Source organism: Nocardioides massiliensis (assembly GCF_030811215.1).
GTDB lineage: Bacteria > Actinomycetota > Actinomycetes > Propionibacteriales > Nocardioidaceae > Nocardioides_A > Nocardioides_A massiliensis.
Genome location: NZ_JAUSQM010000001.1, coordinates 3818739 through 3843221 on the forward strand (window position 1 = coordinate 3818739; position 24483 = coordinate 3843221).

Genomic DNA, 24483 nt, shown 5'->3' on the forward strand with positions numbered 1-24483 from the left:
GCCGGCGGGCGTCAGGCCAGCTGGCGGTCGGTGATGAGGCCGCGCTCCACGAGGGCGTCGTAGCGCTCGCGGGGCCAGCCCAGGACGGCCAGGTAGACGTGCTCGTTGTCCTCGCCGAAGCCCGGCACCGGCCGGCCGAAGGCGAGGTCGAAGTCATCGGCGCGCCACGGATGGCCCGGGTAGCGGTGGGTGCCCACCGACGGGTGGTTGCGCTCGCGCCACCACGCCCGCGCGGCGAGGTGCTCGTCGGCGAGCAGCTGCGGCTCGGTCACCACCTCGGCCACCGGCACCCGCCGGGCGACCAGGGCCTCGACGACCTCGTCGGCGGTGCGGTCCGCCGCCCAGTCGGCGACGGCGGCGCGGATCTCCACGGTCGACGCGCGCCGGGTCTCCGCGTCCGCGTCGACGCCAGGAAGCCGCGGGTCGTCACCCAGGCCGGGGACGCCGAGCAACCCGGCCCAGTCGCGGTCGTCGCGGATGCTCCAGGCGACCCAGGCGTCCTCCCCCACCACGCGTACGACGTCCTGGACCACCCACGGGTCGCCGTTGCCGAGCACCGCGGGGTCCCTGCCGTTGAGCTGGTGGTCGAGGACGAACTCGCCGATCTCGGCCATCACCGTCTCGGCCTGGGCGAACTCGATCAGGCCGCCCTGACCGGTCGTCTCGCGGTCCCACAGCTTCGCCATGACGGCGAAGGCCAGACCCGCGGGGGCGGCCTCGTCCATGTGGTAGTTCTCGCCGGCGGAGTCGGGCTCCTCGCCCTCGTAGCCGTCCATCGCGGCGATGCCCACCAGGCTGTTGAAGTTGGGTCCGTAGCCGAGGTAGTTGCTCATCGGCCCGCTCATGCCGAGGGGTGGCATCCGCGCCACGATCAGCCGCGGGTTGACCTCGAGCAGCCGCTCGTGGCCGATGCCGAGCTTCTCGAGCACGCCGTTGGAGTTGTTCTCCACCAGCACGTCGCTGACGGCGACCAGCTCCAGGAACGCCTCGTGCCCCTCCGGGGTGTCGAGGTTCATGCACGCCGCGAGCTTGTTGCGCGCGTGCCAGTTGAACAGCGCGGAGCGGTCGTAGGGGCGCTCGCCGGGATCCTTGTCGGGATAGGTGCCCCCGTGATAGCCGGTCTTGGCGATCGACTCCTTGGTCGTCCGCGCCGACACCTGCCGGCTGACCCGGTCGTTGCCCTCGACCCGGATGACCTCGGCGCCCAGGTCCCCCAACAGCGCGGTGGAGCCCGGCCCGGACCACACGACGGTGAGGTCGATGACGCGGACCCCGCTCAGGGGCAGGTCCGGGTCGGGGGTGTACGGCGCGCTCACGACAGGGCCTCCTCACGCACGGCGTCGCCGTGCTGGTCCAGCAGGGGTGCGGTGCAGCGCAGGGCGTAGCCGCGATCCATCCGCCACGGCGGGCCGGCGTACTCCAACCGCCCGGCCACCGGGTGCTCGGCCTCGACGAAGGCCCCGCGCTCGCGGAAGTGCGGGTGGGCCAGGACCTCGGAGACCGACAGATAGGCGGTCACCGGGATCCGGGCGGCCTCGGCCGCCTCCATCACCTCGATCTTGGGCCGCTTCGCGATCCACTGCGCGACGTAGGCCATGAAGTCGTCGCGGTCGGCGTCCATCACGGTCTGTCGGTCGAGGTAGCGCTCCCGGAACGCCTCGTCCTCGGCACCGACCAGGTGGACGAACCGGTTCCAGAAGGCCTGGTTGGTGACGTAGACCATGACGAACCCGTCGGCCGCGCGGAACGGTCCGGTGAAGGTCGCGCCGTGCCGGTGCGGGCTGCGGGCGCCGCGCGGTGCGGTGATGCCGGAGTACGACGCCGACAGCAGGTACGACGCGCGCCGGTCGGCGCCGGCGAGCAGCACCTCCTGGCCGGAGATGTCGAGCACGGCACCGCGACCGGTGCGCCGGGCGCGCAGCAGCGCACCCATCGTCGCCTGGCCGGCGCTGCGCCCGACCGTGTAGTGCTCCAGCAGGCCCGGCTTGCGCAGCGGGGACCGGTCGGCCTGGCCGGTGGCGTGCATCGGCCCGCCGGCCGCCTGCAGCACCAGGCCGCTGGCCTCCCGGTCGCGCCACGGCCCGGTCTGGCCGAACGCGCTGATCCGGGTGATCACCAGGCGGGGGTTGAGCTCGCGCAGCACCTCGGGTCCGAGCCCCAGCGCCTCGAGATGGCCGGGGCGGAAGGACTCGACGAGCGCGTCGGCGTCGCGGACCAGACCGAGCAGGACCGCCCGGTCGTCGGCATCGGTGAGGTCGAGTGCGACGGAGCGCTTGTTGGTGTTGAGATGCAGGAAGAGCGCGCTGCGCTCGGGGTCCGGCACGTCGTCGGGGAACGGCCCCCAGGCCCGCGTGAGGCTGCCCTCGCCCGGCTTCTCGACCTTGACGACGTCGGCACCGAAGTCAGCGAAGAGCTTGGTGGCGTACTCACCGGCGACCCACCGGCTCAGGTCGAGGACGCGCAGGCCCGCGAGCGCCTGCTGCTGCCCAGAGATCGGGTCGGTCGTCTGCTCAGACAAGGCCGATCGCCTCCTCGATCCAGCCGGCGGCCGCGTCCGGGCCGCCGCCCTCCACGCCGAGGCGGCGGGCGCGCTCGGACCACAGGTGCAGGTCGGTCTCGAGCACGTAGCCCATGCCGCCGTGCAGCTGGTGGGCGTCGAGCGTCACCCGGCGGTACGCCGTGGCGGCCTTCAGCACCGCGACGGCGGTCTCGCGCTGTCCGGGCCTGCCGCGGCCGAGCCAGAAGACCGCGCTGCGCGCGGCCAGACGCGCGGCCTGGGTGGCGATGTGCATGTCGGCCACGAGGTGCTGCGCGGCCTGGAACGAGCCGATCGCCCGGCCGAACTGCTCGCGCGAGGTGGTGTGGGCGACGGTCCGCTCGATCACGGCCTCGGCGCCCGCGGCCATGTCGACGCACTGCAGCGCCCGCACGGTCAGCGCCACCCGGCGCAGGGTCGCGAGGTCGACGTCCTCGATGACGGAGTCGGTCGCGACGGCCACCCCGTCGAGCTCGACCGCGTGTCCGCGGTCGCCGTCGCTGGTCGGCAGTGCCGTGCGGGTCACGCCCGGCGCGCTCGGGTCGAGCAGCAGCGCGATGGTCCTGGCCGGCTCCCCGTAGGTCGCGAGCTCCGCCGTGACCAGGAGCCGGTCGGCCAGGTCGGCGTCGCCGACGTGGTCGACCCGGCCCGAGACGCGCACCCCCTCAGTTACGCGCTCGGCGCGCAGCACCGGGCGGACGTCACCGGCGTCGTACGGGCTGGCGAGCGCCACGCTCCCCCGCAGCTCGCCACGGACCAGCGGCGCCAGCACCGCGGCGCGCTGCTCGGGCCCCGCGAGCGCGTCGATGGCGAGACCGAGGTGCAGCGTGTTGAGCACGATGCTCGGGCACAGCGCGCGGCCGGCCTCGGCGTACACCACCGCGAGGTCGTCGAGGGTCCCGCCGGATCCGCCGACGTCCTCGCCGAACGGCAGGGCGAACACCTCCGCCCGGGTCAGCGCCTCCCACAGCTTCTGCGGGAACCGCTCGCCGCCGGGCTCGCGCAGCGCGCGCACCAGCGTGGTCGGGCAGTGCGTGGCGAAGAGGTCGCGCATCGCCGCAGCGAGGTCGCGCTCCTCCTCCGTGGCCACCAGCTTCACGTCGGGTCCTCTCTCAGGTCTTCAGTCGGCGAGTCGGTCAGCGGCCGTAGGACGGCATCCGGTGCCCGCGCTGGGCGATGACGTCGCGCAGCACCTCGTTGGTGCCGGCGCCGAAGCGCAGCAACGGGGCCGCGCGGTAGAGCCGCTCGAAGCTGCCGGCCAACGGCGCCGCAGCGGTGTTGTGACCCAGCAGGCCGTCGGGCCCGAGCAGGTCGAGCGCGGCCTCGGCGATGCGCTGGCGCAGCTCGGAGGTGAAGATCTTCTCGGTGCTGACCTCGACGCTGGGGATCGTGCCGTCCTCCAGCAGGGAGGCCGCCTCGAAGCCCATGAGCGTGGCCACCTCGACGTCGGCGTCGAGCTCGGCCAGCCGGCGGCGTACGCCCGCGTCGTGCACGGGCACGACGCCGTCGCGGCGCGGCTCGCGCGCCAGGGCGAGCAGGTCGTCGACCGCCCGGCGCAGGTCACCGGCGTTGGTGAGCGCTCCGCGCTCGAGGTCGAGCGCACCGGTGATGTAGCGCCAGCCCTTGTCGACCTCGCCGATCAGGTTGGTCGCCGGCACCCGCACGTTGTCGAAGAACGTCTCGTTGGTGCGGTAGCCCGACCACGCCATCAACGGGCGGATCGAGATGCCCGGCGCGTCGATCGGGACGATGATGACCGAGATCCCCTTGTGCTTGGGGACGTCGGGGTTGGTGCGCACGCACAGCCACTCGTGGGTGGACCGCTGCGCGCCGGAGTTCCAGATCTTGGAGCCGTTGATGACCCACTCGTCGCCGTCGAGCACCGCGCGGGTGCGCAGGCTGGCCAGGTCGGTGCCGGCGTCGGGCTCGGAGTAGCCGACCGCGCACACCATCTCGCCGCGGGCGATCGGCGGGAGGAACTCCGCCTTGTTCTGCTCGGTGCCGTGGCGCATGATCATCGGCGCCACCGACGTGACGGTGAGGTCAGGACCGGGCACGCCCCAGCGCTCGAACTCGCTGACCAGCAGGTGCTGGTGGATCGGGCCGAGACCCAGGCCGCCGTACTCCGTGGGCCAGTTGAGGCCGAACCAGCCCTTGTCGCCGATCTTGCGCCGGAACGCCGCCAGCTCGCCGTCGCGCTTCTCCAGGTCGTGCTCGGCGAGCTCTGCCACGAGCGCGGGAGTCACGTGCTCGCGCAGGAACGCCCGCACCTCCTGCAGCCACTGGCGCTGGCCGGGGTCGAGTTCGAAGTCCACGGTCTCCCTCTGACACGTCGAGTAAAACTTGTCGAAGTATTCCTAATAGATATAACCACACCGCGACCCGAGGGGTAGTGTCAATCCCACGGACGGACACCTACACTGGCACCAAGCAAATGTTTGGTTGCTAGCACCTGGGAGGAGTGCGATGTCGTTCACGCCGGAGGAGAACACCCCGATCGCTGGATCGGACGAGCGCGTGCAGCGACCGTCCGTGGTCGAGCGGGTGACGCAGATCCTCGACGCCTTCCAGCAGTCCCCGGACCGCCTGCTCCTCGAGGACGTCACCGCCATCACCTCCCTCCCGCGGTCGACGGCGTTCCGGCTGATGACGCAGCTGGTGGAGCTGGGCTGGCTCGACCACGACGCCCACGGCTACCGCCTCGGCGCCCGGGCCATCGGCATGTCGGCACGCACCCACGACCACGGCGGGCTGCGCTCGATGGCGGCGCGCATGCTCAACCGCCTGCACCTGCAGACCCGTGCGGTCGTGCATCTCGCGGTGCTCGAGGGCGGGCTGCTCTACTACCTCGACAAGGTCGGCGGCCCGGTGCTCGACTCGATCCCGTCGACGGTCGGCACCCGCGTCCCGGCCGACACCACCCCGATGGGCCGCGCGATGCTCGCGACTCTCTCCCCCGAGCGCGTCGACGCGCTCGTCGCCAGCACGGCCGACCACCCGCGCCGCGCACCGCTGGACCTGATGGACCTGCACCGGCGCCTCGGTGCCTGCCGCCAGCGCGGCGGCGTCGACATCGTCCGCAACGGCGGCCCCCACCAGCGGATCAACGCCCTGGGCGCCCCGGTCCACGGTCCGGACGGCCTGCTCGCCTCGATCGGCGTCTCCTGCAGTGACGGCCAGCTCGTCCCCGAGCACGTCGCGCCGCTGCTGCTGTCCGCGGCCCGGCACCTCACCACCGACCTCGGGGGCACCGTCGGCGGCCGCAACCTGCGGCTCGCCGAGTCCGAGACCGCCTGACCGGCTGACCCGGCTCAGGGCAGGTAGCCGACCCGGCTCACCGGCTCCGGCGTCCCGCTGCGGCGCGAGAGCCGGAGCGCGGCCAGGAGCGCGTCTCGCAGCTCACGCGGGTCGACGACGTCGTCGTACGTCGCAGTCGAGGCCAGCCGCCAGGGCCCGGCGTTCTCGTTCTCGACCAGGGACGCCCGCGTGGCGTCGTCGGCCTTCGCCGTGGCGCCCCCGACCGCGGCGGGGATGCCGCCGAGCGTGACGCCGGGCAGCGCGAGCGAGACGGTCTGGCCCCCGAAGGCGTTCTGGCCCATCACCGAGCTGCCGAAGCCGAAGGCCTTGCGCAGGGTCACGTGCAGCTTCGGCACGCGCGCCCGGTGCTGCGCGGCGAACATCCGCGCCCCCGCCCGCAGGATGCCCGCGCGCTCCGAGGCGCTGCCGGCCAGGACGCCGGGGTTGTCGGCGAGCTGCACCAGCGGCAGGTGGAAGGCGGCCGCCCGCTCCACGAACCGCGCCGCCTTCTCCGCCGCGGGCGCGTCGATCGCTCCTGCGAGGACGGCCGGCTGGTTGGCGACCACCGCGACCGGGTCGCCGCCGAGCCGTGCCAGCGCGGTGATCACGGACGCGCCGTGGTCGGGCTGCGACTCCGTCACCGAGCCGGCGTCGAACAGCTCCGTCAGCACCGCGCGCATGTCGTAGGGCTGGCGCGAGTTGGGCGGGATCAGGTCCAGCAGCGCATCGACCGATCGCGGTCCGGTGTCGACGCCGGGCACGTGCGGCGGGTGCTCCCACGCGTTGGACGGCAGGTACGACAGCCACCGGCGTACGGCGGCCAGGGCACTGCGGACGTCGGCGACGACCTCGTGCGCGACGCCGCTGTGGGTGCCGTGGACGCTCGCGCCCCCGAGGGTCTCCTTGTCGACGACCTCGCCGAGGGACGCCTTGACGAGCGGCGGTCCGGCGGTGAACAGAGCCCCCTGGCCGGCGACCATGATGACGTGGTCCGAGAGCGGCGCGGTCAGGGCGCCGTGGCCCGCCGACGGTCCGGTCACGACGGCCACGGTCGGCACCAGGCCGGCCAGGTCGACCATCGCCTGCAGGTCGTTGGGGGCGGGACGGTGCGGGTGCAGGGCGTTGGTGGCGCGATGTCCGGCGCCCTCGAGCATCATCACCAGCGGCACCCGCTCCTGCAGCGCGAGCGCGGCGAGCCGGGCCCGCTTGGTCGCCCCGGCGGTGCCGATCGAGCCACCGGCGACGGTGAAGTCCTCGGCGCCGACCAGCACCGGCCGGCCGTCGATCAGACCCGACCCCGCGACGAACGCGTCCGCCGGTGCGGCGCCGTCGCCGGCCAGCACCCCGAGCTCCACGAAGGTGCCCGGATCGAGCAGGGCCGCCACCCGGTCGCGGACCGGCAGCCGCCCGGCTGCGCGGGTCTTCTGCACCTTCTCGGGCCCGCCCATCGCACGTGCGGCGGTCCGTCGTCGATCGAGGTCCTCGAGCAGCGGCTGCCACTCGTCGCGGTGGCTCACGGCAGCGGCACCTCTTTGCGGATCACCTTGCCGGTGGCGTTGCGCGGAAGCGGCTCGGTGGTGACCCGCCAGCGGGACGGCACCTTGTAGCGCGCGATCCGCTCGGCGACGTAGGCCTGCAGCGACTCGGCGCTCGCCGTGCCCTCGGGGGTCAGCACCACGACGGCACCGACCTCCTGTCCGTAGCTCGGGTGCGGCACCCCGATCACGAGGCACTCGCGCACGTCCGGGTGCGTCTCGAGGGCGGCCTCGACCTCGGCGGGGTAGATGTTCTCGCCCCCGCGCAGGATCAGGTCGGAACGGCGGCTGTTGATGCGGAGGGCGCCGTCGACGAGGATCCCGAGGTCACCGGTGCGGAACCACCCGTCCGGGGTCGTCGCGGCGGCGGTCGCGTCCGGGTCGTCCCAGTAGCCGATCATCACCAGCGGGCTGCGCAGACACACCTCGCCCTCGACGCCGTCGGGCACGCGTTCGCCCTGCTCGTCGCGGATCTCGACCTGCATCGTCGGCACCGCGCGGCCCACCGTCTCGGGGTCCGCGGCGAGCTCGGCCGCACTGGCCAACGTCGCCGCCGTGGACGACTCGGTCAGGCCGTACGTCGTCCCGAGTGCCCGCCCCGCCACGGGCAGCACCTCGCGCAGCCGGGACTTCAGTGCGGCCGACGACGGTGCGGAGTTCACGCTGACCATCCGCAGCGAGCTGAGGTCGTAGTCGTCGAGCCCGTGCTCCTCGGCGTGCTCCACGAGCTTCGCCGCCATGGTCGGGACCATCCCCCAGCTGGTCACCCGCTCGGCCTCGATCAGCCGCAGCACGCGCTCGATGTCGAAGCGCCCCAGGTGCATGACCGCTGTGTCGCCCACGACCAGCCGCGGGACGACGAGGTTGTGCAGGCCGGCGATGTGGAACAGCGGGGTCACGGCGAAGAACCGACGGTCCGGCGCCGGCGGCATCCCCATCTCCGCGGCGACCGCGTCGTTGAGCAGGTGGAACCAGGCCGCGCCGATCACGTTGCGGTGCGAGTGGGTGGCACCCTTCGGACGACCGGTGGTGCCGCTGGTGAAGAGCACGACCGCCGGGTCGTCCTCGCCCAGGTCGACCGGCTCCGCCGGCAGTGCGGCGCCCAGGTGGCGAGCGACGGCAGCCGGCAGGTCGTGCTCGACGGACAGGACCGGGACGCCGAGGTCGCCGGCGATCTCCCGGCGACGTTCGTCGGCGAAGACCACCTTCGGCGCCGCCAGGTCCACGGCGTACGCGATCTCGGGACCGGCCCACCAGGAGTTCAGCCCCACCGCGACCGCACCGAGCGCGGTGGTCGCCCAGAACGCGAGCACCCACTCCGGGCAGTTGGCCGCACAGATCGCGACCCGGTCGCCCTTCGTGACCCCATGCTCATCGCGCAGCGCGGTCGCGAGCGCCGCGACCTGCTCGAGGTGCTCGCGGTAGGTGATCCGGCGCTGCTCGGTGACGAGGTAGGGCCGGTCGCCGTGGTCGGCCGACGCGCGCAGCAGCTCACCGAGGGTGCGCTGGCGGTGGGCGAAGACCTCGAGCTGTTGACCGCGAACGTCCTCGACACGCAGCTCGAAGCGCTGGCCTTGCGCGGTGATCCGGGCGAGTGCCTCGTCGCGCGTCCGCGCGGGCGCAGGGGCAGGGGTGGTGGTGGTCATGGTGCTCCTGTCGGGGCCATCAACGGACGGTGAGCTGGCCACCGTCGACGTTCCAGCTCTGTCCGGTGACGAAGGACGCCTGGTCGCTGGCGAGGAAGACGACGACCGCGGCGACCTCGGCGGGGTCGCCCACGCGCTGGACGGGGATGTTGCCGCGGACGTAGGCCTGCCAGGTGTCGTCGTCCCAGTCGTCGAGCCGCGAGGTCGCGACGACGCCGGGGCAGATCGCGTTGACCCGCACGCCGTGCGAGCCGAGCTCCTTGGCCATCGACGAGGTCAGTGACTGCACGGCCGCCTTCGAGGCGGAGTAGGCCGCGGTGGACGCACCGCTGAGCTTGCCGCCGATGGAGGAGACGTTGACGATCGCCCCGCCCCGCCCGGCGTCGGCACACCGGCGCGCGAACTCCTTGCTCATGAGGAAGGTCCCGCGCAGGTTCACCGCCATCACGGTGTCCCAGCTGCCGACCTCGAGGTCGACGACCGGCACGCGGTCGGCGCCGCGGCTCGCGGCAGCGTTGTTGACCAGGACCGCGGGCTCGCCCAGCGCGGAGGCGACCTGGTCGAAGAGCCGTCGTACGCCGTCCTCGGAGGCCACGTCGGCGACGACCGGCAGGGCACGTCGCCCGAGCGCACGGACCTCGTCGGCCACCGACTCGATGTCGCGCCAGCCGGCGGCCTGCTCGTCGGCCGGCATCGTCTCCGGCGAGCGTCCCGTGCCGGTGATGACGACGTCGCAGCCGGCCCGGGCGAGCTCGACGGCGATGGACCGGCCGATCGACCGCATGCGGCCGGCACCGGTGACGACGGCGACCTTCCCGTCGAGGCCGGTCAGCGCGTAGCTCATCGGGCCGCGCTCACGACGGGGTGCTCGATCTCGATGAACAGCCCGGAGGCCTCGAGCGTGCGGGTGCCACCGGACTCGATCCACCCCTCGGCCCAGATCTTGCGCCCCTCGCGGCGGGTGATGCGCCCGTAGAGCTCCATCTCCTGGTCCAGCGGGGTCCGGGCGCGGTAGTCGATCTCGAGCCGCGCCGTCACCGCCCGCTTGTCCTGCGCCTGGATGAGGATCCCCAGCACGCAGTCCATGAGGTAGCCCCCGACGCCGCCGTGCATGCCGTCGGGCGGGCCCTCGTGCAGCGCGTTGGGCACGAAGCGGGAGCGCACGGCCTGGCCGTCGTCCTCGAACCGCGCCTCGATCGGCACGCCCCATGGCGTGTAGCCGCACAGTCGGTACGGCGTCCCCTCCCGCCGCGCCTGCCGGGGCGCCTCGAAGCTGTTGCGCATGGCGCGCGTGCGGGTGCGGGCCCCGAGCCGGTCGCTGACCGCGTCCAGCTGCGCGCGTGCCTCGCGCAGGACGGCCTCGTCGAGGTCGCTGGTGGCGACGGCAAGGTTGAGCCGGTAGGTCGCGTCGACCAGCTGCTCGAGGGCCTCGCGGTGTGCGGGCTCGAGCGTGGTGACGCGGGTGGGGTCGATCGCGGCGGTGCTCACGCGAGCCGCTCCACGATGGCGCCGGTGGCCATCGCGCCACCGGTGCAGATGGCGACCATGGCGAGCGTGCCGTCGGTGCGCTCGAGCTCGTCCATCGCGGTGGCGAGCAGCCGGATTCCGGTGGAGCCCACCGGGTGGCCGAGCGCGATCGCGCCGCCGTTGACGTTGAGCTTGTCGGGGTCGACGCCGTGCACTTGGCGGAACGACATCGGGACGGCGGCGAACGCCTCGTTGACCTCGAACACGTCGATGTCGGAGATGCTCATGCCCGTGCGCGCGAGCAGCCGCTCGCCGGCACGGACGGGGCCGTCGAGCAGGAACTCCGGCTCCGCGCCGACGAGGACCTGGGCGACGATCCGGGCGCGCGGGCGCAGCCCCAGGGCCCGCGCCCGGTCCTCGTCCATGACGAGGGCCGCGGTCGCGCCGTCGGAGATCTGTGAGGACGTGCCGGCCGTGTGCAGTCCGCCCTCGCGGATGGTGCGCAGCCCGGCGAGTGCCTCGGTGCTGGTCTCGCGCAGCCCCTCGTCGCGGGTCACGCGGGTGCCGTCGTCGCGGGTGACCGGCATGACCTGACGATCGAGGCGTCCCTCGTCCCACGCCTGCGCCGCACGCTGCTGGGACGCGAGCCCGAAGGCGTCGAGGTCCTCCCGGGTGAAGCCGCGACGGGCGGCGATCCGGTCGGCCGCCTCGAACTGCGCCGGCAGGTCGACCTCCCAGCTCGGCGGACGCGGGACGCCGTACGGCCGCTCCTCGCCGCCGAGGTTGGCCAGCAGCGGGACCTGTGACATGACCTCGACGCCGCACGCCAGACCGGTGGTGATCTCACCGGCGGCGATCTGCGCGGCGAGCAGGTGCACGGCCTGCTGGGCCGAACCGCACTGGGCGTCGATCGTGACGGCACCGGTGTCGTCGGCGAAGCCGTTGTGCAGCCAGGCCATCCGGGTCACGTTGCCGGACTGCTGGCCGGCCTGGGTGACACATCCGCCGATGGCCTGCTCGACCTCGGCCGGATCGAGGCCGACCCGCTCGAGCAGGGCGCGCTGGGTGCGGGCGAGGAGCTCCACGGCGTGGAAGCCGGACAGCACCCCACCCCGGCGTCCGTAGGGGGTGCGGGCGGCATCGATGAGGACCGGGTTGGGCATGTTCCGCAAAGTAGGCGCCGGGTCGGAGCGGGCCGTTGAAGGTCCCGCTGGACGAAACCGTCAGGCCGCGCCGGCCACCGCGACGCACGGGAACAGCAGCACCGCGAGGGTGGCGCCGCGCTCGGCGCGCAGGTCCTGGAGCTCGCTCGTGTCGTCGAACGACACCAGGCTCTCGGCCGGCATCCGCCCGTGCGGCCCCGTGACCACTCCGCCCAGCACGACCACGTAGCCCGCCTGGCCCGTCGGCAGCGTCTGCGCGCGCAGCTCCTCGCCGCCGCCCAGCCGTACGCCGTACGCCGCCGCGCCGCGGTCGGTGCGGGCCAGCTCGTGGAGCCCGGCTCCCACCGTGCACCGGTCGTCGAGCAGGACCGTGAAGTGTTGGCTGGCACCGGCCTCCCGGGCGCGCTTCTCGCGCTCCTCGGGCATGTAGTTGACGCCCGTGGTCGGCTGGCGCCGCAGGGTGAAGTAGGACAGCCCGATCTCGGGGTCGGTGCAGATGGGGCCGTAGGACGTGTAGGCGTCGGTGTAGTGCAGCACGCCCGCGACCGCGCGGTCGCGCCCCAGGGTGCCCTCGCCGGCGGTGATCACCTGGAACTGGTCGACCTCGTGGAAGTGCGGGCGCAGCTCGGGAGCCTGCTGCCGGACCAGGTAGGCCTGCTCCCCCGGGAGCGTGTCGGCGAACGTGCCGAGGTAGTCGACCATGGTGTAGCGGTTGCCCTCGTATCCGCGGACGACCGCGACGGCCTGGTCGGGGGTGACGGTGCGCATTCGCGCATGCTCCGCCACCGGTGGCCTCCGGCACGGCGACGTTCCCGATGACCGGGAGTCCGGGCAGGTCGGCGTACGCGAGTCCCTAGCGTCACCCGCCATGACCGACCCGTTGAAGTACGCCGTCATCGCACCTGTCGCCAACGGCAGGACCGCCGACCCCGCGTGGATCACCCGGTTCGCCCAGCACGTCGAGGCCTGCGGCTTCGAGTCGCTGGTCGTCGTCGAGCACGCCGTGATGATGAGCCGCTACGACAGCGTCTATCCCTACGCACCGTCGGGCCGGGTCGAGCTCGCCGCCGACCTGCCGATCCCCGACCCGCTCGAGCTGCTCTCCTTCGTCGCCGGCCGGACCACCACGCTGGGGCTGGCGACCGGGGTCCTGGTCCTGCCGGTCCACCACCCGGTGGTGCTCGCGAAGCGGATCGCGACGCTGGACGTGCTGTCGGGCGGACGGGTGCGGCTCGCGCTCGGCATGGGGTGGCTGCGTGAGGAGCTCGAGGCGTGCGACGTGCCGTTCGAGGCCCGCGGGCGACGGGCCGACGAGCAGATCCGGATCCTGCGCGACCTCTGGTCCGACACCTCGGCCGAGGGCGTCGACCACGACGGCGAGTTCTTCTCCTTCCGGGGCGCGATGACCTGGCCGAAGCCGGTCCGCGGCGACGTGCCGCTGCACATCGGCGGTCACACGAAGGCGGCGGCGCGGCGCGCGGGCCGCCTCGGCAACGGCCTGCAGCCGCTCGGTGTCGCCGGCGAGGAGCTGGCCGCCCTCGTCGCCACGATGCGCGGGGCCGCGGAGGACGCCGGTCGCGACCCCGACGCCCTCGAGCTCACCCTCGGGCACCTGGTGGCCCGCATCGACGAGGGGCGGGCCGCGCGTCTCGCCGAGCAGGGCGCGACCCGCCTGGCGCTGGCCATGAGCGATACCGCCGACATCGAGGAGGCGTGCGACGAGGTCTCTGCGTGCGCCGAGCGGCTGGGCCTCACGCCGCGATGACGTCAGCCGCGCTGAGCCCGGACGACCGGTGGGCACTGACCGATCTGGTGCATCGCTACGCCGCGCTCGCCGACGACCGAGCCGCGACCGCTCTGGCCGACCTCTTCCTCGCCGACGGTGTCCTCGTCTCCCCCGACCCTCCGCGCGAGCTCGCGCCCGTCCACGAGGCCCGCGGGCACGAGGCCATCGCCACGGCGATCGCCGGCCTGTCCGCGTTGCGCCTGACGGTCCACGCCGTGGCCGGGATCGTGCTCGATCCGCAGACCGACGACCACGTACGCGGGCGCACGACGGCCACCGCGCACCACGTAACGGAGCACGACGGGGCCCTGCGCGACGTCGTGTGGCACCTGCGCTACCTCGACGACTTCCGCCGTACGCCGCACGGGTGGCGCATCGCCCGCCGCGAGCTCCACCTCGACCTGATCGAGTCCCGCTCGGTCGCCCACGCCCGGGAGGCACGATGAGCACGACCAGCAGTCGCGTCAGCGTGGTCACGGGCGGCGCCCGGGGCATCGGCGGCGCGGTCAGTCGCCGGCTCGCCGCCGACGGTGACCTCGTCGTGCTGAACGACGTCGACGCCGACGCCGCCGCGCAGACCGCCGCCGAGATCGAGCGGGCCGGTGGCAGCGTCCGCATCGTCGTCGGCGACATCACCGAGGCAGCCACCGTCGCCGCCCTGCGGGAGGCCGTCGACGAGCTCGACCGCCTCGACGTGCTCGTCAACAACGTCGGGGACTTCCGCCCCGCGTCGCGGACCTTCCTGCACAGCACGCCCGAGCAGTGGCAACGGCTCTACGAGCTCAACCTCCACCACGTCCTCGCCGTCACCCACGCGCTGCTGCCCCGGATGGTCGAGGCCGGGCGGGGCGCGATCGTCAACAACTCGACCGTCGAGGCCTTCCGCGGCAACCCCGGCCACGCGCCCTACACCGCCTTCAACGCGGGTGTCTCCGCCTTCACCAAGACCCTCGCGGTCGAGGTCGGACGCCACGGCGTCCGGGTCAACGCCGTCGCCCCCGACCTCGCCGACACCGACCAGACACCGGCGGCGGCGATGCTGCGCGGCCGGGACCCCGACCTCGTACGGCACTGGCTGCCGCTCGGACGCTTCGGCCACGTCGACGACTACGCCGCGGTGGTGGCGTTCCTCGCCTCCGACGAGGCCCGCTTCGTCACCGGCCACACCCTGCCCGTCGATGGCGGGACGCTCGCCGCGTCGGGCTGGTACGCCCGGGCCGACGGCAAGGGCTGGACCAACATGCCCGACCGGCCCTGAGGCCCTTGCTGAGCCGCGCCGCGCACGTCACAGCCGCGCGCGACTAACAGCACGGATCGGGGGGTATTTGCTGGGGCATGTTGCTGCCTGAGCCCCGAGGCGCCCTGAGCGAGGCCCTCTTCGCCGCCCTGCGCACCAGTCCCCGGTCGCCTGTCGATGCCTCGGTCGAGGCGTTGTGCGCCGAGGCCGGCCTCGACGACGCCACCCTTGCACTGTGGGTGCTGCACGAGCTCTCCTACCGCGGCTTCGACGACGTCGACGACGCCGCCGAGTGGGACCTCGGCGCGCTGGCCGTGCGGCGCCGCCTCGAGGACGACCTCGAGGCGCGGATGCGGGAGCGCTGGGCGGCGGCCGACCCGCGTCCCGACACCGGCGACCTGGCCGCCGACCTGTTCAGCTACATCGAGAACTTCCAGGGACCCTCGCTCGCGCGGTTCGTGCAGACCGACGCCACCCGCGACCAGGTCCTGGAGCTGTTGCGCTGGCGTTCGATCTACCACCTCAAGGAGGCCGACCCGACCGCCTGGGTGATCCCTCGGCTCCCCGTCCGGGCGAAGGCCGCGCTGGCGGAGCTGCAGTACGACGAGTACGGCGGCGGCAACCCCAACCGCCTGCATCAGAACCTCTTCACCCGTGGCATGCGGGCTGTCGGGCTCAACGAGAAGTACGGCCGCTACGTCAACGAGGCACCCACGGAGTTCCTCGAGATGAACAACGCGCTGTCCATGCTGGGCCTGCACCGGCGGCTCCGGTCGGCGTCGCTGGGCCACCTGGCGGCGTTCGAGACCACCAGCTCCGAGCCGTCGCGCCGGATCGCCCAGGGGCTGCGCCGCCTGGAGCTGGCCGAGGAGCTCGCGGAGTACTACGACGAGCACGTCACCGCCGACGCCGTCCACGACCAGCTCGCGGTCCGGTCGATCTGCGGCACGCTGGTCGAGGACGAGCCCGACCAGGCCGAGGAGGTCTTCTTCGGAGCCTTCGTCTGCATGGACATGGAGTCACGCGCGGCCCACGCCGCGTTCGCCCGATGGGGGGGTGTCGGCATGAGCGAGGCGCCGACCTACCCCCACGCCGACGTCGAGATCTGCGCCGGCGGACCGATGCTCGTGCGCAACGCGGGCTCGATCCGGGACTCCGACGGGACGGTCCACGAGGTCGACAAGCCGATCGTCGCGCTCTGCCGCTGCCTGAAGTCGTCGATCAAACCGTGGTGCGACGGCACCCACAAGCTGCTGCCGCCCGACAAGCGCCCGGCTTGACGGTGGGTCGGCCGGGTCAGCTGCGGCAGCTCGGGACGCGGTCGACCCGCATCAGCGCACCCCGCGGGAACCGGCGCGTGTCGGTGTGGACGAGGTCCTCGGCGTACGCCGCCAGCTCGTCGGCGAGCGTCTCGACCTGACCTTCGGGACCGAGCTGGAGGATCGCGGAGCCACCCGGCATCAGCGCCTTGGCGATCACCTGCAGGCACAACCGGGCGATGACCAGGCCGTCGTCGCCGCCGTCGATCGCGGTGACGGGGTCTTCGGGGAACCGGCCGATCTCGGCGTGCCGCACCCACGGCGGGTCGGCGACCACCAGCGCGAACTCCTCGCCATCGGCCACCGCCTCCTCCAGGGGACGGTTGCGGATCTCGACCTGGGAGGCGAGACCGGCGCACTCGGTGTTGAAGCGGGCGTTGACGCAGGCGATCTCCGAGCGGTCCACGCACACGAGGTCGCGCCCGCTGCCCAGGACGGAGAGCAGCCCGATGTGGCCGGCGCCCGAGCACAGCTCGAGGACCCGGCCGGCCGGCGCGTCGAGCAGGATCTCGGCCGCCCACTCCGACTGAGCGGTGGTCCAGGGCCGCGGACGGATCACGCCCTCGCTGAAGGTGATGTCCAGCGGGCCGAAGGCGATCGTCTCGGTGGCGCCCATCGGCGCGCGCAGCGTGGTCACGCGTCCCTCATACCCGGCGCCGGAGGACTCATGCCCGGGCGCGACGCGGGGTACGACCCCCGCACGGCGTACGTGCCCAACGAGAGGATCACCATGAGCCAGCCAGAGCAGACCCAGGACTTCCCCGGCGACCAGCGGCGGATGGAGCCGGTGCCGGACTGCGGGGAGAGCTCCTACCGCGGCTCCGGGAAGCTGACCGGCAAGGTCGCGGTCATCACCGGCGCCGACAGCGGCATCGGCCGCGCCGTCGCGATCGCCTACGCCCGGGAGGGCGCGGACGTGCTCATCTCCTACCTCGACGAGCACGAGGAGGCCGAGGAGGTGGCCGGTCTCGTCCGGGACGCAGGGCAGCGCGCCGTCCTGGTCGGCGGCGATCTCAGCGCCCCGGCACAGTGCCGCGAGGTGATCGACACCGCCGTCCGCGAGTTCGGCAGGATCGACGTGCTCGTGATCAACCACGCCTTCCAGATGTCGCGCGAACGGCTGGAGGACATCCCCGACGAGGAGTGGGACTTCACGATCAACACCAACCTGTCGGCGATGTTCCACCTCACCAAGGCGGCGCTGCCCCACATGGGCGAGGGCAGCGCCATCATCGGCAGCTCGTCGGTCAACTCCGACTCCCCCAACCCCACACTCGCGCCGTACGCCGCCACCAAGGCCGCCATCGCGAACTTCTGCGCCTCGCTCGCCCAGATGCTCGGTGACCGCGGTATCCGGGTCAACAGCGTCGCACCCGGCCCGATCTGGACCCCGCTGATCCCCTCCACGCTCCCGGCCGAGGCCGTCGGCAGCTTCGGTGAGAACACCCCGCTGGGGCGCCCCGGGCAGCCGGCCGAGCTCGCCCCGGTCTACGTGCTGCTGGCCTCCGACGAGGGCAGCTACGTCTCCGGCGCCCGGGTCGCCGTCACGGGTGGTCGCCCGATCCTGTGACGTGACCCCGTGGCGGTTTCCCCGGGCCCACCGCGCGGGTACGCCCGCACTCCCGACCGCCGCGCGAAGGAGCACCATGGATCCCGCAGACATCGTCCGTCGTACCGCTGAGCGGTTGTTGAGCGAGGGCGACACCCCGCCCGACGTCCCCGGCGCACCCGCCTCGGGCACGCCGACGCTGGCCGAGCCGACCGAGCCCCGCGAGCCCCTGCCGCCGAAGGGCGACCAGGCCGCACCGGCCGGCCGCTCGGCGACCGGCGGCGAGGTCGGACCGGCCGACGCGCGCCACCAGCAGGGCGCCTTCCTCACGACGGCCACCGGCACCCGGGTGAGCAACACCGACCGCTCGCTGAAGGCGGGTGAGCGCGGGCCCACCCTGCTGCAGGACCACCACCTGCGCGAGAAGATCACCCACTTCGACCACGAGCGCATCCCGGAGCGGGTCGTGCACGCCCGCGGCGCCGGTGCACACGGGGTCTTCGTCGGCTACGGCACGGCCGAGACGGTGACGAGTGCGGCGTTCCTCGCCAAGGACGTCGAGACCCCGGTCTTCACCCGGTTCTCGACCGTGCTCGGCAACCGGGGCTCCGCCGACACGGTGCGCGACACCCGCGGGTTCGCCACGAAGTTCTACACCTCCGAGGGCAACTTCGACCTGGTGGCCAACAACATCCCCGTCTTCTTCATCCAGGACGGCATCAAGTTCCCCGACGTCGTGCACGCGGCGAAGCCGCACCCCGACCGCGACATCCCGCAGGCCCAGAGTGCCCACGACACCTTCTGGGACTTCGTCTCGCTGCACACCGAGGCCCAGCACCACACGATGTGGAACATGTCCGACCGGGGCATCCCGCGGTCCTACCGGATGATGGAGGGCTTCGGCGTCCACACGTTCCGGCTCACCAACGCCGAGGGCGCCACCTCGCTGGTGAAGTTCCACTGGAAGCCCGAGCTCGGCGTCCACTCCCTCACCTGGGAGGAGGCGCAGATGCTCGGCGGCATCGACCCCGACTACCACCGCCGCGACCTGGCCGACGCGATCGAGGCCGGCGCGTACCCGTCCTGGGAGCTGGGCATCCAGGTCTTCCCCGACACCCCGGACCAGTTCTTCGAGGGCATCGACCTGCTGGACGCGACGAAGATCGTGCCCGAGGAGTTGGCGCCGGTGCAGCCGATCGGACGGCTGACGCTGCACCGCAACACCACCAACTTCTTCGCCGAGACCGAGCAGATCGCCTTCCACGTGGGCCACCTCGTCCCGGGCATCGACGTCACCGACGACCCGCTGCTGCAGACACGGCTGTTCTCCTACGTCGACACCCAGCTGAGCCGGCTGGGCGGACCGAACTACAACCAGATCCCGGTCAACCGCCCGCACGTGCCCGTCAACGACATGTTCCGCGAGGGCTTCCACCAGCACGCGGTGCACGCCGGCGTGGCGCCGTACCAGCCGAACTCCCTCGACGGCGGGTGCCCGTTCATCCCGGGGGCGGGCGACCGGCCGTTCGTCGAGTTCCCCGCCGAGGTGCCCGCCGCCCGCAAGGTGCGCGAGCTGCCGGCGTCGTTCGACGACCACCTCAGCCAGGTGCGGATGTTCTGGCACAGCCTCTCGCCCGTCGAGCAGCAGCACACGATCCACGCCTACACCTTCGAGCTGGGGCAAGTGCTTCGAGCAGGCGATCAAGGAGCGGCAGGTGGCGCTGCTCGCCGAGATCGACCGCGACCTCGCCACCGCGGTCGCCACCGGCCTGGGGCTCGCCGTGCCCGACAGCGCCCCCGAGCCGCCGCGGATGACCAGCCCGGCCGTGAGTCAGATCGGCAAGGAGTGGCCGGTCGACGGCCGCATGGTCGGCATCGTGGTCGACCCCGACGACGCCGGGGCGCTCGCGGAGATCGCCGCCATCCGTACCGCGCTGCGCGGCAAGGGCACGCTCCCGCTGATCATCGCCTCCCGCGGCGGCATGCTCGCCGACGGACTCCCCGTGCAGCGCACCTTCGACACCGCCCGCTCGGTCGAGTTCGACGCGCTCATCGTGCTGTCGGCCCCCAGCCGTGCGGCGACCGCGCCGTTCGACGCCCGCGACCTCGCCGATCCGAGTAGCCCACTCGATCCTCGGGTACGCCTTCTCGTCGAGGAGTGCTTCCGCCACTCCAAGCCGATCGTCGGTTGGGGCGCGGGTGCCGACCTGCTGCGGTCGTTCCGACTGGAGCAGGTGCCCGGTGTCGTGGCGGCCACATCGGCCGACCAGGTCACCGAGGAGGTGCTGGCGATGCTCGCCAAGCACCGCGTGTGGGAGCGAGAGGAAGGGAGCACGGCATGACCGAGGAGAACCCGAAGAAGTTCATGCAGCCCACCGTCGTGGTGGCGCTGTTCGTGACCGTCTTGGCGATCATGCTCGTCATCGGGCTCGTGGTTCTGTGAGCCAGCGTCCGTCCTGGTGGTCGGTCCACCGCCCCGCCGCGCCGACCGCCTCCCCCGAGCCCGTCCCGGAGCGGGCCGAGGTGGTCGTCGTGGGCGGTGGGCTGACCGGTCTCACCACCGCGCTGCAGCTGTCCAAGGCCGGCGTCCGGGTCGTGGTCCTGGAGGCCCACACCCTGGGCGCCGGCACCACGAGTCGCAGCACGGCCAAGGTCAGCCTGTTGCAGGGGTCGCGGTTCTCCGAGATCTCGCGGTGGCAGTCCGTCGAACGGCTGCGGCAGTACGCCGAGGCCAACCGCGAGGGCCAGGCCTGGCTGCGCCGGTTCTGCCTCGAGCACGACGTCCCGTGGGACGACCGGGACGGCTTCACCTACGCCAACACCGACGCCGGGCTGCGCATGCTCGAGAAGGAGCTGTCGGCCAGCAACGCAGCCGGCATCCCGGTGGCGTGGGCGCAGACCCCCGAGCTGCCGTACGACGTCCGCGGCGCGATCCGGCTCCCCGACCAGGGCCAGGTCGACCCGGTGGCGATGATCGCCGCCCTTGCCGACCAGGCGCGCGCCCACGGCGTGGTCGTGGTGGAGGGGACCCGGGTGCGCTCGGTGGGTCATCGCCGCCCGGTCCTCGTCGAGACCGAACGCGGCGACATCCGGGCCGACACCGTCGTGCTCGCTACCGGCATGCCGATCCTGGACCGCAGCGCGGCGTTCGCCCGCATGAAAGCCGAACGCTCCTACACCGTCGCGCTGAAGGCTCCGGACCTCGCGGTGCGCGGGCAGTACCTCTCCGTGGATCCCCCGTCGCGCTCGCTGCGCTCGACGGTGGGTGCCGAGGGCACGCCGGTGCTGCTGGTCGGCGGCGCGGGGCACGGTACCGGCCGCTCGGTGCCGACCTCGCGCCACGTCGAGCAGCTCACCTCCTGGGCCGCGGAGCACTTCCCCGGCGCCTCGCCGGTGACGTCGTGGTCCGCGCAGGACTACGCCCCCACCCGCGGTCTGCCCCACGTCGGTCCCGCGCTTCCCCGCCTGCCGGGCGTCCTCGTCGCCGGTGGGTTCGCGAAGTGGGGGTTCACCAACGGCGTCGCCGCCGCCCTGGCACTCACCGCCCGGATCACCGGCGGACAGGTGCCGTGGGCCGAGGCCTTCGACCCGTGGCAGGTCGCCGACCTCCGCACGACACCGCGCGCCGCCCAGCACAACGCCGAGGTCGGCCTGGCGATGGGGCGCGGCGTCGTCCACGTCGTGCGCAACCGCCGCCGCGGACCGATCTGCACCCATATGGGTGGCGCCCTCACCTGGAACGACACCGAGCGCAGCTGGGACTGCCCCTTGCACGGGTCCCGCTTCGCCGCCGACGGCGAGGTGCTCGACGCTCCCGCCACCTGCGGCCTGCGTCGCGTGCCGACGCCACCGACCGGATCCACCGACCCGACCGAAGGAGCACAGTGATGAGCGATCAGGAGAAGGGCCAGGTCTCGGAGGTCTCGTCGATGGATGACGCCGGTGAGGAGATCACGCCCGGCGACGCCGTCGCCGGACACCCCACCCAGGCCGGTGACGACGGACCCCAGGAGGGCAGCGCCGGACCCGACGCGACCCCGCGCGAGCAGGCCGACACACCGGACGCCCCGGGCCGCGACGAGCGGGCGGAGCGCGGCTCGGACCGCCAGTCAGGCTGAGTCGTCGGCGCGACGCCAGCCGTCGCCGTCGCGGACGACGTGGCCGGTGCGCTCGAGGGCCTCGAACCAGCCCTGCATCGGCCACGTCCCCCACCGGCGATAGAAGAGCGCCCCGTGGCGCACCAGGTCCGCCAGGTGCTCCACCGGCGGGTCCGAGACCGGATGGTGCTGGTGGTAGGCCCGTGCCGAGCCCTCCCACCCCAGGTCGAGTCCCGCGGCCACCACGAGCCGCGCGAAGTCGGTGTCCTCGCCGCCGTACCCGTCGTACTCCTCGCAGAAGCCACCGACCTTCTGCCACGCTTCCGCGCTGAGCGCGAACGACAGCGACCAGAAGTGGTCGACGGTGGCGTCCGTACGCCGCTCCCCCGGCTGCGGCGCGGGCCGGGCGGGGTGCGGGTCATCCAGCGCCGCGACCTCGCTCGGGTTCAGTCTGTCGGCCTCGGGTGGGAGATAGGTGACCGGCCCGAGCCACACCGTCGCGGGGTGCTCGTCCACCGCCGCGGCGTACGCCGTGACGAGGTCGGGACCGGCGATGCAGTCCACGTCGAGCAGCACGACGACATCGACCTCCCGGTCGAGCAGCCACGCGACACCGGTGTTGCGGGCCTTGGCCAGCGGCAGCCGCTCGGTGAGCGGGAGGTGCACCACGTCGCGGTGCAGCCCGTCGACGTCCGCAGCCTCGATGTCGGGGTCCCCCATGGCGACCACGACGTAGGCATCGGGTCGACGGCTCCCTGCGGCCAGGCTCGTGTGCTGGCGGGCGAGGTGGCGGTGCCGACCACGGGCGAGGGTCACCACGCCGACCCGCCCCATCAGCAGATCTCCCGCACGAGCGCGGCGAACCGGGTGGCCGCCTCGCCGTCGCACCACCGCTTCCAGTCGGCGCCGGGCAGTGCCGCGACCCGGTCGAGCAACGCGGCCCATCCGTGGTCGGGCCACTGTCCGAGGACCGCGACCGGCAGACCTGCGGGGGTGAGGGCGCGCGCGGTGGCCCACTGCTCGTCGTGGGGGCGCTCCTGCGGGAGCACGACGGCGGGGCGGCGCGCGGTCGCGACGTCGGCCAGGGCCCCCTCGCCGGCGTGCGTCACGACGACGGCAGCTCGCGCCAGCACCGGCGCCGGGTCCGCGACCCAGTCGCCGATGCCCGGCGCGAGCACGGTCCAGCTCCACTCGGGGGTCTGCGCCTGCGCCGCTGCCAGGTCGGCCGGTCCCACGCCATGACCACCCGCCCCGAGCAGGACCGTGACCGCGCGCGCATCGGCCGCCGCGTCGGTGCCGGTCAGTCCGGACAGCGCCCCCAGCGGCCGGATGCGCGCAGCGAGGTCCTCGGGCACCCCCTCGACCGGCGTCCGGATGTGGTCGGGCCAGAAGCCGACGAGGGCGTCGGCGAGCGTGAGCCCGCGCAGGTGCGCGACGTCGCCGCGGTGACCGGGTAGGACGACACCCACGGTGCGGACGCCGTGCAGGCGCGCGAGCTGCAGGACCTCCATCGAGACGTCGACCACGAGCGCGTCGGGTGCCGCATCGGCGATCCAGGCCGAGATCGCGGCCATCCGGTCCCGGTGGCCCGGGTGCCCCACGGGCGCCCAGTGCAGCTGACCGTGAGCGGTCGAATCGACCATGCGGCCGCTGTCGTCGGCGGCGAGCCGCACCCAGTCCCCGCGCCAGTCGTCCGGCCGCGGCAGGGTCGACAGCCCGGTGACCGGTCCGTCCCAGACCGACGCCAGAGCCCGCGCGCGGCGTAGGTGGCCGCGCCCGACATGGTGGACGTAGTAGCCGATCACGCCGCCCGTCCGGCGCTGATGAGCGAGGCGTAGAGCCGCTCGTAGCGGGCGACCATGCGATCGGCGCAGCACTGCGCCTCGGCGTGGGCGCGCACCGCAGCACGGTCGAGCTGCAAGCACTGGCGCACTGCCGCGGCCAGTGCCTGGGGATCGCCGGCCGGCACGACGACGCCGCCGGCACGGCCGACCACCTCCGGCAGCGCGCCCCGGGCGAGCGCGGCCACCGGGGTGCCGCACGCCATCGCCTCCGCGGCGACCAGCCCGTAGGGCTCCTCCCAGTCGGGCGTGGCGACCAAGACGCCGGCGTGCTGCACCAGGTCCCGCAGCCCGGCGTCGCTGAGATGTCCCACGTAGTCGGCGGCCGCGCCCAGCAACGGCCGCACCTCGCGGGTGTAGTAAGCCCGGTCGTGGATCGGTCCGGCGAGCAGCAGCCGGACGCCCGCCTCGGCGCAGGCCCGGATCGCCAGATGGGGTGCCTTCTCCGGCACGATCCGTCCCGCCCACACCGCGTGCTCCCCGCCCGGTCCCGGGGTCCAGCGGGTGAGGTCGACGCCGTTGGGCACGACCTGGGCGCGCACCAGGTGAGACCAAGCCCGAGCGGTCGCGCGACTCACCGCGGCGAAGTGCGCGCACTGCGGCGCGAGGGTGACCGCCGACTCGATCCAGGGCAGCGGCGGGGCGTGCAGGGTCGTCACCGTCGGCACCGGCAACAACGGGGCCATCGCCACCGGGAGGTGGTGCAGGCTCGTGTCGTGGACGATGTCGACGCCACGGTCCTGGCTCAGGTCGAGCATCAGGCTGAGATAGGCGTGGTGCTCCTGCATCCACCGCAGCGGCGGCGCGTTGCGGTCGGCCAACGAGACGTTGCTCGGCGCGAACTCCGGCGGGGTGCGCAGCGTCGCCGGCAGGTCGGGATCCGTGCCCGCCGGGGCGAACAGCGTCACCTCGTGGCCCCGGCGCGCCAGCCCGCGCACGAGCGTGTGGGTGAACGACTCCAGACCGCCGGCGAAGGGCTCGGCGACCGGATGCCCGCTGGCGGCCACGAC

23 protein-coding genes and 1 pseudogene are annotated in these 24483 nt (G+C 73.3%); 10 read left to right on the top strand and 14 right to left on the bottom strand.

What is annotated here, in order from left to right:
* Positions 1–11: 11 nt before the first annotated feature.
* Genes J2S59_RS18815 through J2S59_RS18830 form a run of 4 tightly spaced genes read right to left on the bottom strand, consistent with a single transcriptional unit; the run spans position 12 to position 4851 of the window.
* Complete coding sequence (locus J2S59_RS18815; RefSeq protein ID WP_068116900.1) at positions 12–1316, bottom strand: CaiB/BaiF CoA transferase family protein; 1305 nt, start codon at positions 1314–1316, stop codon at positions 12–14.
* Positions 1313–2518: a CaiB/BaiF CoA transferase family protein gene (locus J2S59_RS18820; protein WP_068116902.1), complete on the bottom strand. Its 1206-nt coding sequence runs from the start codon at positions 2516–2518 to the stop codon at positions 1313–1315. The genes J2S59_RS18815 and J2S59_RS18820 overlap by 4 nt, the downstream gene beginning before the upstream one ends.
* Positions 2511–3635 carry an acyl-CoA dehydrogenase family protein gene (locus J2S59_RS18825; protein WP_306825393.1) on the bottom strand — a complete coding sequence of 375 codons (1125 nt, stop codon included), beginning with the start codon at positions 3633–3635 and terminating at the stop codon, positions 2511–2513. Before J2S59_RS18825 ends, J2S59_RS18820 begins: the two co-directional genes overlap by 8 nt.
* 37 nt (positions 3636–3672) lie before the next feature.
* Complete coding sequence (locus tag J2S59_RS18830) at positions 3673–4851, bottom strand: acyl-CoA dehydrogenase family protein (protein WP_306825394.1); 1179 nt, start codon at positions 4849–4851, stop codon at positions 3673–3675.
* A 151-nt stretch (positions 4852–5002) separates the two neighbouring features.
* Here J2S59_RS18830 and J2S59_RS18835 point away from each other — a divergent pair, with 151 nt between their 5' ends.
* On the top strand, positions 5003–5833 hold the full coding sequence (locus tag J2S59_RS18835; RefSeq protein ID WP_068116615.1) for an IclR family transcriptional regulator: 831 nt from the start codon (positions 5003–5005) through the stop codon (positions 5831–5833).
* A gap of 14 nt (positions 5834–5847) precedes the next feature.
* On the opposite strand, the gene J2S59_RS18840 is transcribed toward J2S59_RS18835, so the two are convergent.
* The 6 genes from J2S59_RS18840 to J2S59_RS18865 are packed head-to-tail and all read right to left on the bottom strand — an operon-like array spanning position 5848 to position 12412.
* Positions 5848–7350, bottom strand: a complete 1503-nt coding sequence (locus tag J2S59_RS18840) for an acyl-CoA carboxylase subunit beta (RefSeq protein ID WP_068116613.1) — start codon at positions 7348–7350, stop codon at positions 5848–5850.
* Positions 7347–9014: a steroid-24-oyl-CoA synthetase gene (casG, locus tag J2S59_RS18845; protein WP_068116611.1), complete on the bottom strand. Its 1668-nt coding sequence runs from the start codon at positions 9012–9014 to the stop codon at positions 7347–7349. Before casG ends, J2S59_RS18840 begins: the two co-directional genes overlap by 4 nt.
* Positions 9015–9033: 19 nt before the next feature.
* Positions 9034–9858: an SDR family NAD(P)-dependent oxidoreductase gene (locus J2S59_RS18850; RefSeq protein WP_068116609.1), complete on the bottom strand. Its 825-nt coding sequence runs from the start codon at positions 9856–9858 to the stop codon at positions 9034–9036.
* Positions 9855–10502 carry a PaaI family thioesterase gene (locus J2S59_RS18855; RefSeq protein WP_306825395.1) on the bottom strand — a complete coding sequence of 216 codons (648 nt, stop codon included), beginning with the start codon at positions 10500–10502 and terminating at the stop codon, positions 9855–9857. The genes J2S59_RS18850 and J2S59_RS18855 overlap by 4 nt, the downstream gene beginning before the upstream one ends.
* On the bottom strand, positions 10499–11644 hold the full coding sequence (locus J2S59_RS18860) for a steroid 3-ketoacyl-CoA thiolase (protein ID WP_068118695.1): 1146 nt from the start codon (positions 11642–11644) through the stop codon (positions 10499–10501). The genes J2S59_RS18855 and J2S59_RS18860 overlap by 4 nt, the downstream gene beginning before the upstream one ends.
* A 60-nt stretch (positions 11645–11704) precedes the next feature.
* Positions 11705–12412, bottom strand: coding sequence for a hypothetical protein (locus J2S59_RS18865; protein ID WP_068118694.1), 708 nt, complete (start codon positions 12410–12412; stop codon positions 11705–11707).
* A gap of 100 nt (positions 12413–12512) precedes the next feature.
* Here J2S59_RS18865 and J2S59_RS18870 point away from each other — a divergent pair, with 100 nt between their 5' ends.
* From J2S59_RS18870 to J2S59_RS18885, 4 genes are all read left to right on the top strand, one after another.
* Positions 12513–13409 carry an LLM class F420-dependent oxidoreductase gene (locus J2S59_RS18870; protein WP_220138342.1) on the top strand — a complete coding sequence of 299 codons (897 nt, stop codon included), beginning with the start codon at positions 12513–12515 and terminating at the stop codon, positions 13407–13409.
* Positions 13406–13876, top strand: coding sequence for a nuclear transport factor 2 family protein (locus J2S59_RS18875; protein WP_068118702.1), 471 nt, complete (start codon positions 13406–13408; stop codon positions 13874–13876). The genes J2S59_RS18870 and J2S59_RS18875 overlap by 4 nt, the downstream gene beginning before the upstream one ends.
* Entirely contained in the window at positions 13873–14688 is an 816-nt protein-coding gene (locus J2S59_RS18880; protein ID WP_068118690.1) for an SDR family NAD(P)-dependent oxidoreductase, read from the top strand. Before J2S59_RS18875 ends, J2S59_RS18880 begins: the two co-directional genes overlap by 4 nt.
* Positions 14689–14765: 77 nt before the next feature.
* Complete coding sequence (locus J2S59_RS18885; RefSeq protein ID WP_181641670.1) at positions 14766–15947, top strand: iron-containing redox enzyme family protein; 1182 nt, start codon at positions 14766–14768, stop codon at positions 15945–15947.
* A 16-nt stretch (positions 15948–15963) separates the two neighbouring features.
* Here the strand turns inward: J2S59_RS18885 and J2S59_RS18890 are convergent, their stop codons facing one another.
* Complete coding sequence (locus J2S59_RS18890; RefSeq protein ID WP_306825396.1) at positions 15964–16623, bottom strand: methyltransferase; 660 nt, start codon at positions 16621–16623, stop codon at positions 15964–15966.
* A gap of 93 nt (positions 16624–16716) precedes the next feature.
* Here J2S59_RS18890 and J2S59_RS18895 point away from each other — a divergent pair, with 93 nt between their 5' ends.
* The 5 genes and pseudogenes from J2S59_RS18895 to J2S59_RS18915 all read left to right on the top strand — a co-directional run bounded on the left by J2S59_RS18895 (position 16717) and on the right by J2S59_RS18915 (position 21653).
* Entirely contained in the window at positions 16717–17556 is an 840-nt protein-coding gene (locus J2S59_RS18895; RefSeq protein ID WP_068121962.1) for an SDR family oxidoreductase, read from the top strand.
* A 76-nt stretch (positions 17557–17632) separates the two neighbouring features.
* A pseudogene (locus J2S59_RS18900) lies at positions 17633–19171 on the top strand (catalase); the annotation flags it as partial.
* Between the two features lie 229 nt (positions 19172–19400).
* Positions 19401–19877: a hypothetical protein gene (locus J2S59_RS18905; protein ID WP_281366750.1), complete on the top strand. Its 477-nt coding sequence runs from the start codon at positions 19401–19403 to the stop codon at positions 19875–19877.
* Between the two features lie 97 nt (positions 19878–19974).
* The gene (locus J2S59_RS18910; RefSeq protein WP_306825397.1) at positions 19975–21423 is read left to right on the top strand and encodes an FAD-dependent oxidoreductase; all 1449 of its coding nucleotides are present in this window, start codon (positions 19975–19977) and stop codon (positions 21421–21423) included.
* Complete coding sequence (locus tag J2S59_RS18915) at positions 21423–21653, top strand: hypothetical protein (RefSeq protein WP_068121990.1); 231 nt, start codon at positions 21423–21425, stop codon at positions 21651–21653. Before J2S59_RS18910 ends, J2S59_RS18915 begins: the two co-directional genes overlap by 1 nt.
* Here the strand turns inward: J2S59_RS18915 and J2S59_RS18920 are convergent.
* The 3 genes from J2S59_RS18920 to J2S59_RS18930 are packed head-to-tail and all read right to left on the bottom strand — an operon-like array spanning position 21645 to position 24480.
* Positions 21645–22466 (bottom strand): glycosyltransferase family 2 protein, encoded by an 822-nt coding sequence (locus J2S59_RS18920; protein WP_306825398.1) that lies wholly within the window; start codon positions 22464–22466, stop codon positions 21645–21647. The two genes, J2S59_RS18915 and J2S59_RS18920, sit on opposite strands and share 9 nt — an antisense overlap.
* Entirely contained in the window at positions 22466–23437 is a 972-nt protein-coding gene (locus J2S59_RS18925) for a glycosyltransferase (protein ID WP_068120219.1), read from the bottom strand. The genes J2S59_RS18920 and J2S59_RS18925 overlap by 1 nt, the downstream gene beginning before the upstream one ends.
* Positions 23434–24480 (bottom strand): glycosyltransferase, encoded by a 1047-nt coding sequence (locus tag J2S59_RS18930; protein ID WP_220138410.1) that lies wholly within the window; start codon positions 24478–24480, stop codon positions 23434–23436. Before J2S59_RS18930 ends, J2S59_RS18925 begins: the two co-directional genes overlap by 4 nt.
* Positions 24481–24483: the final 3 nt, after the last annotated feature.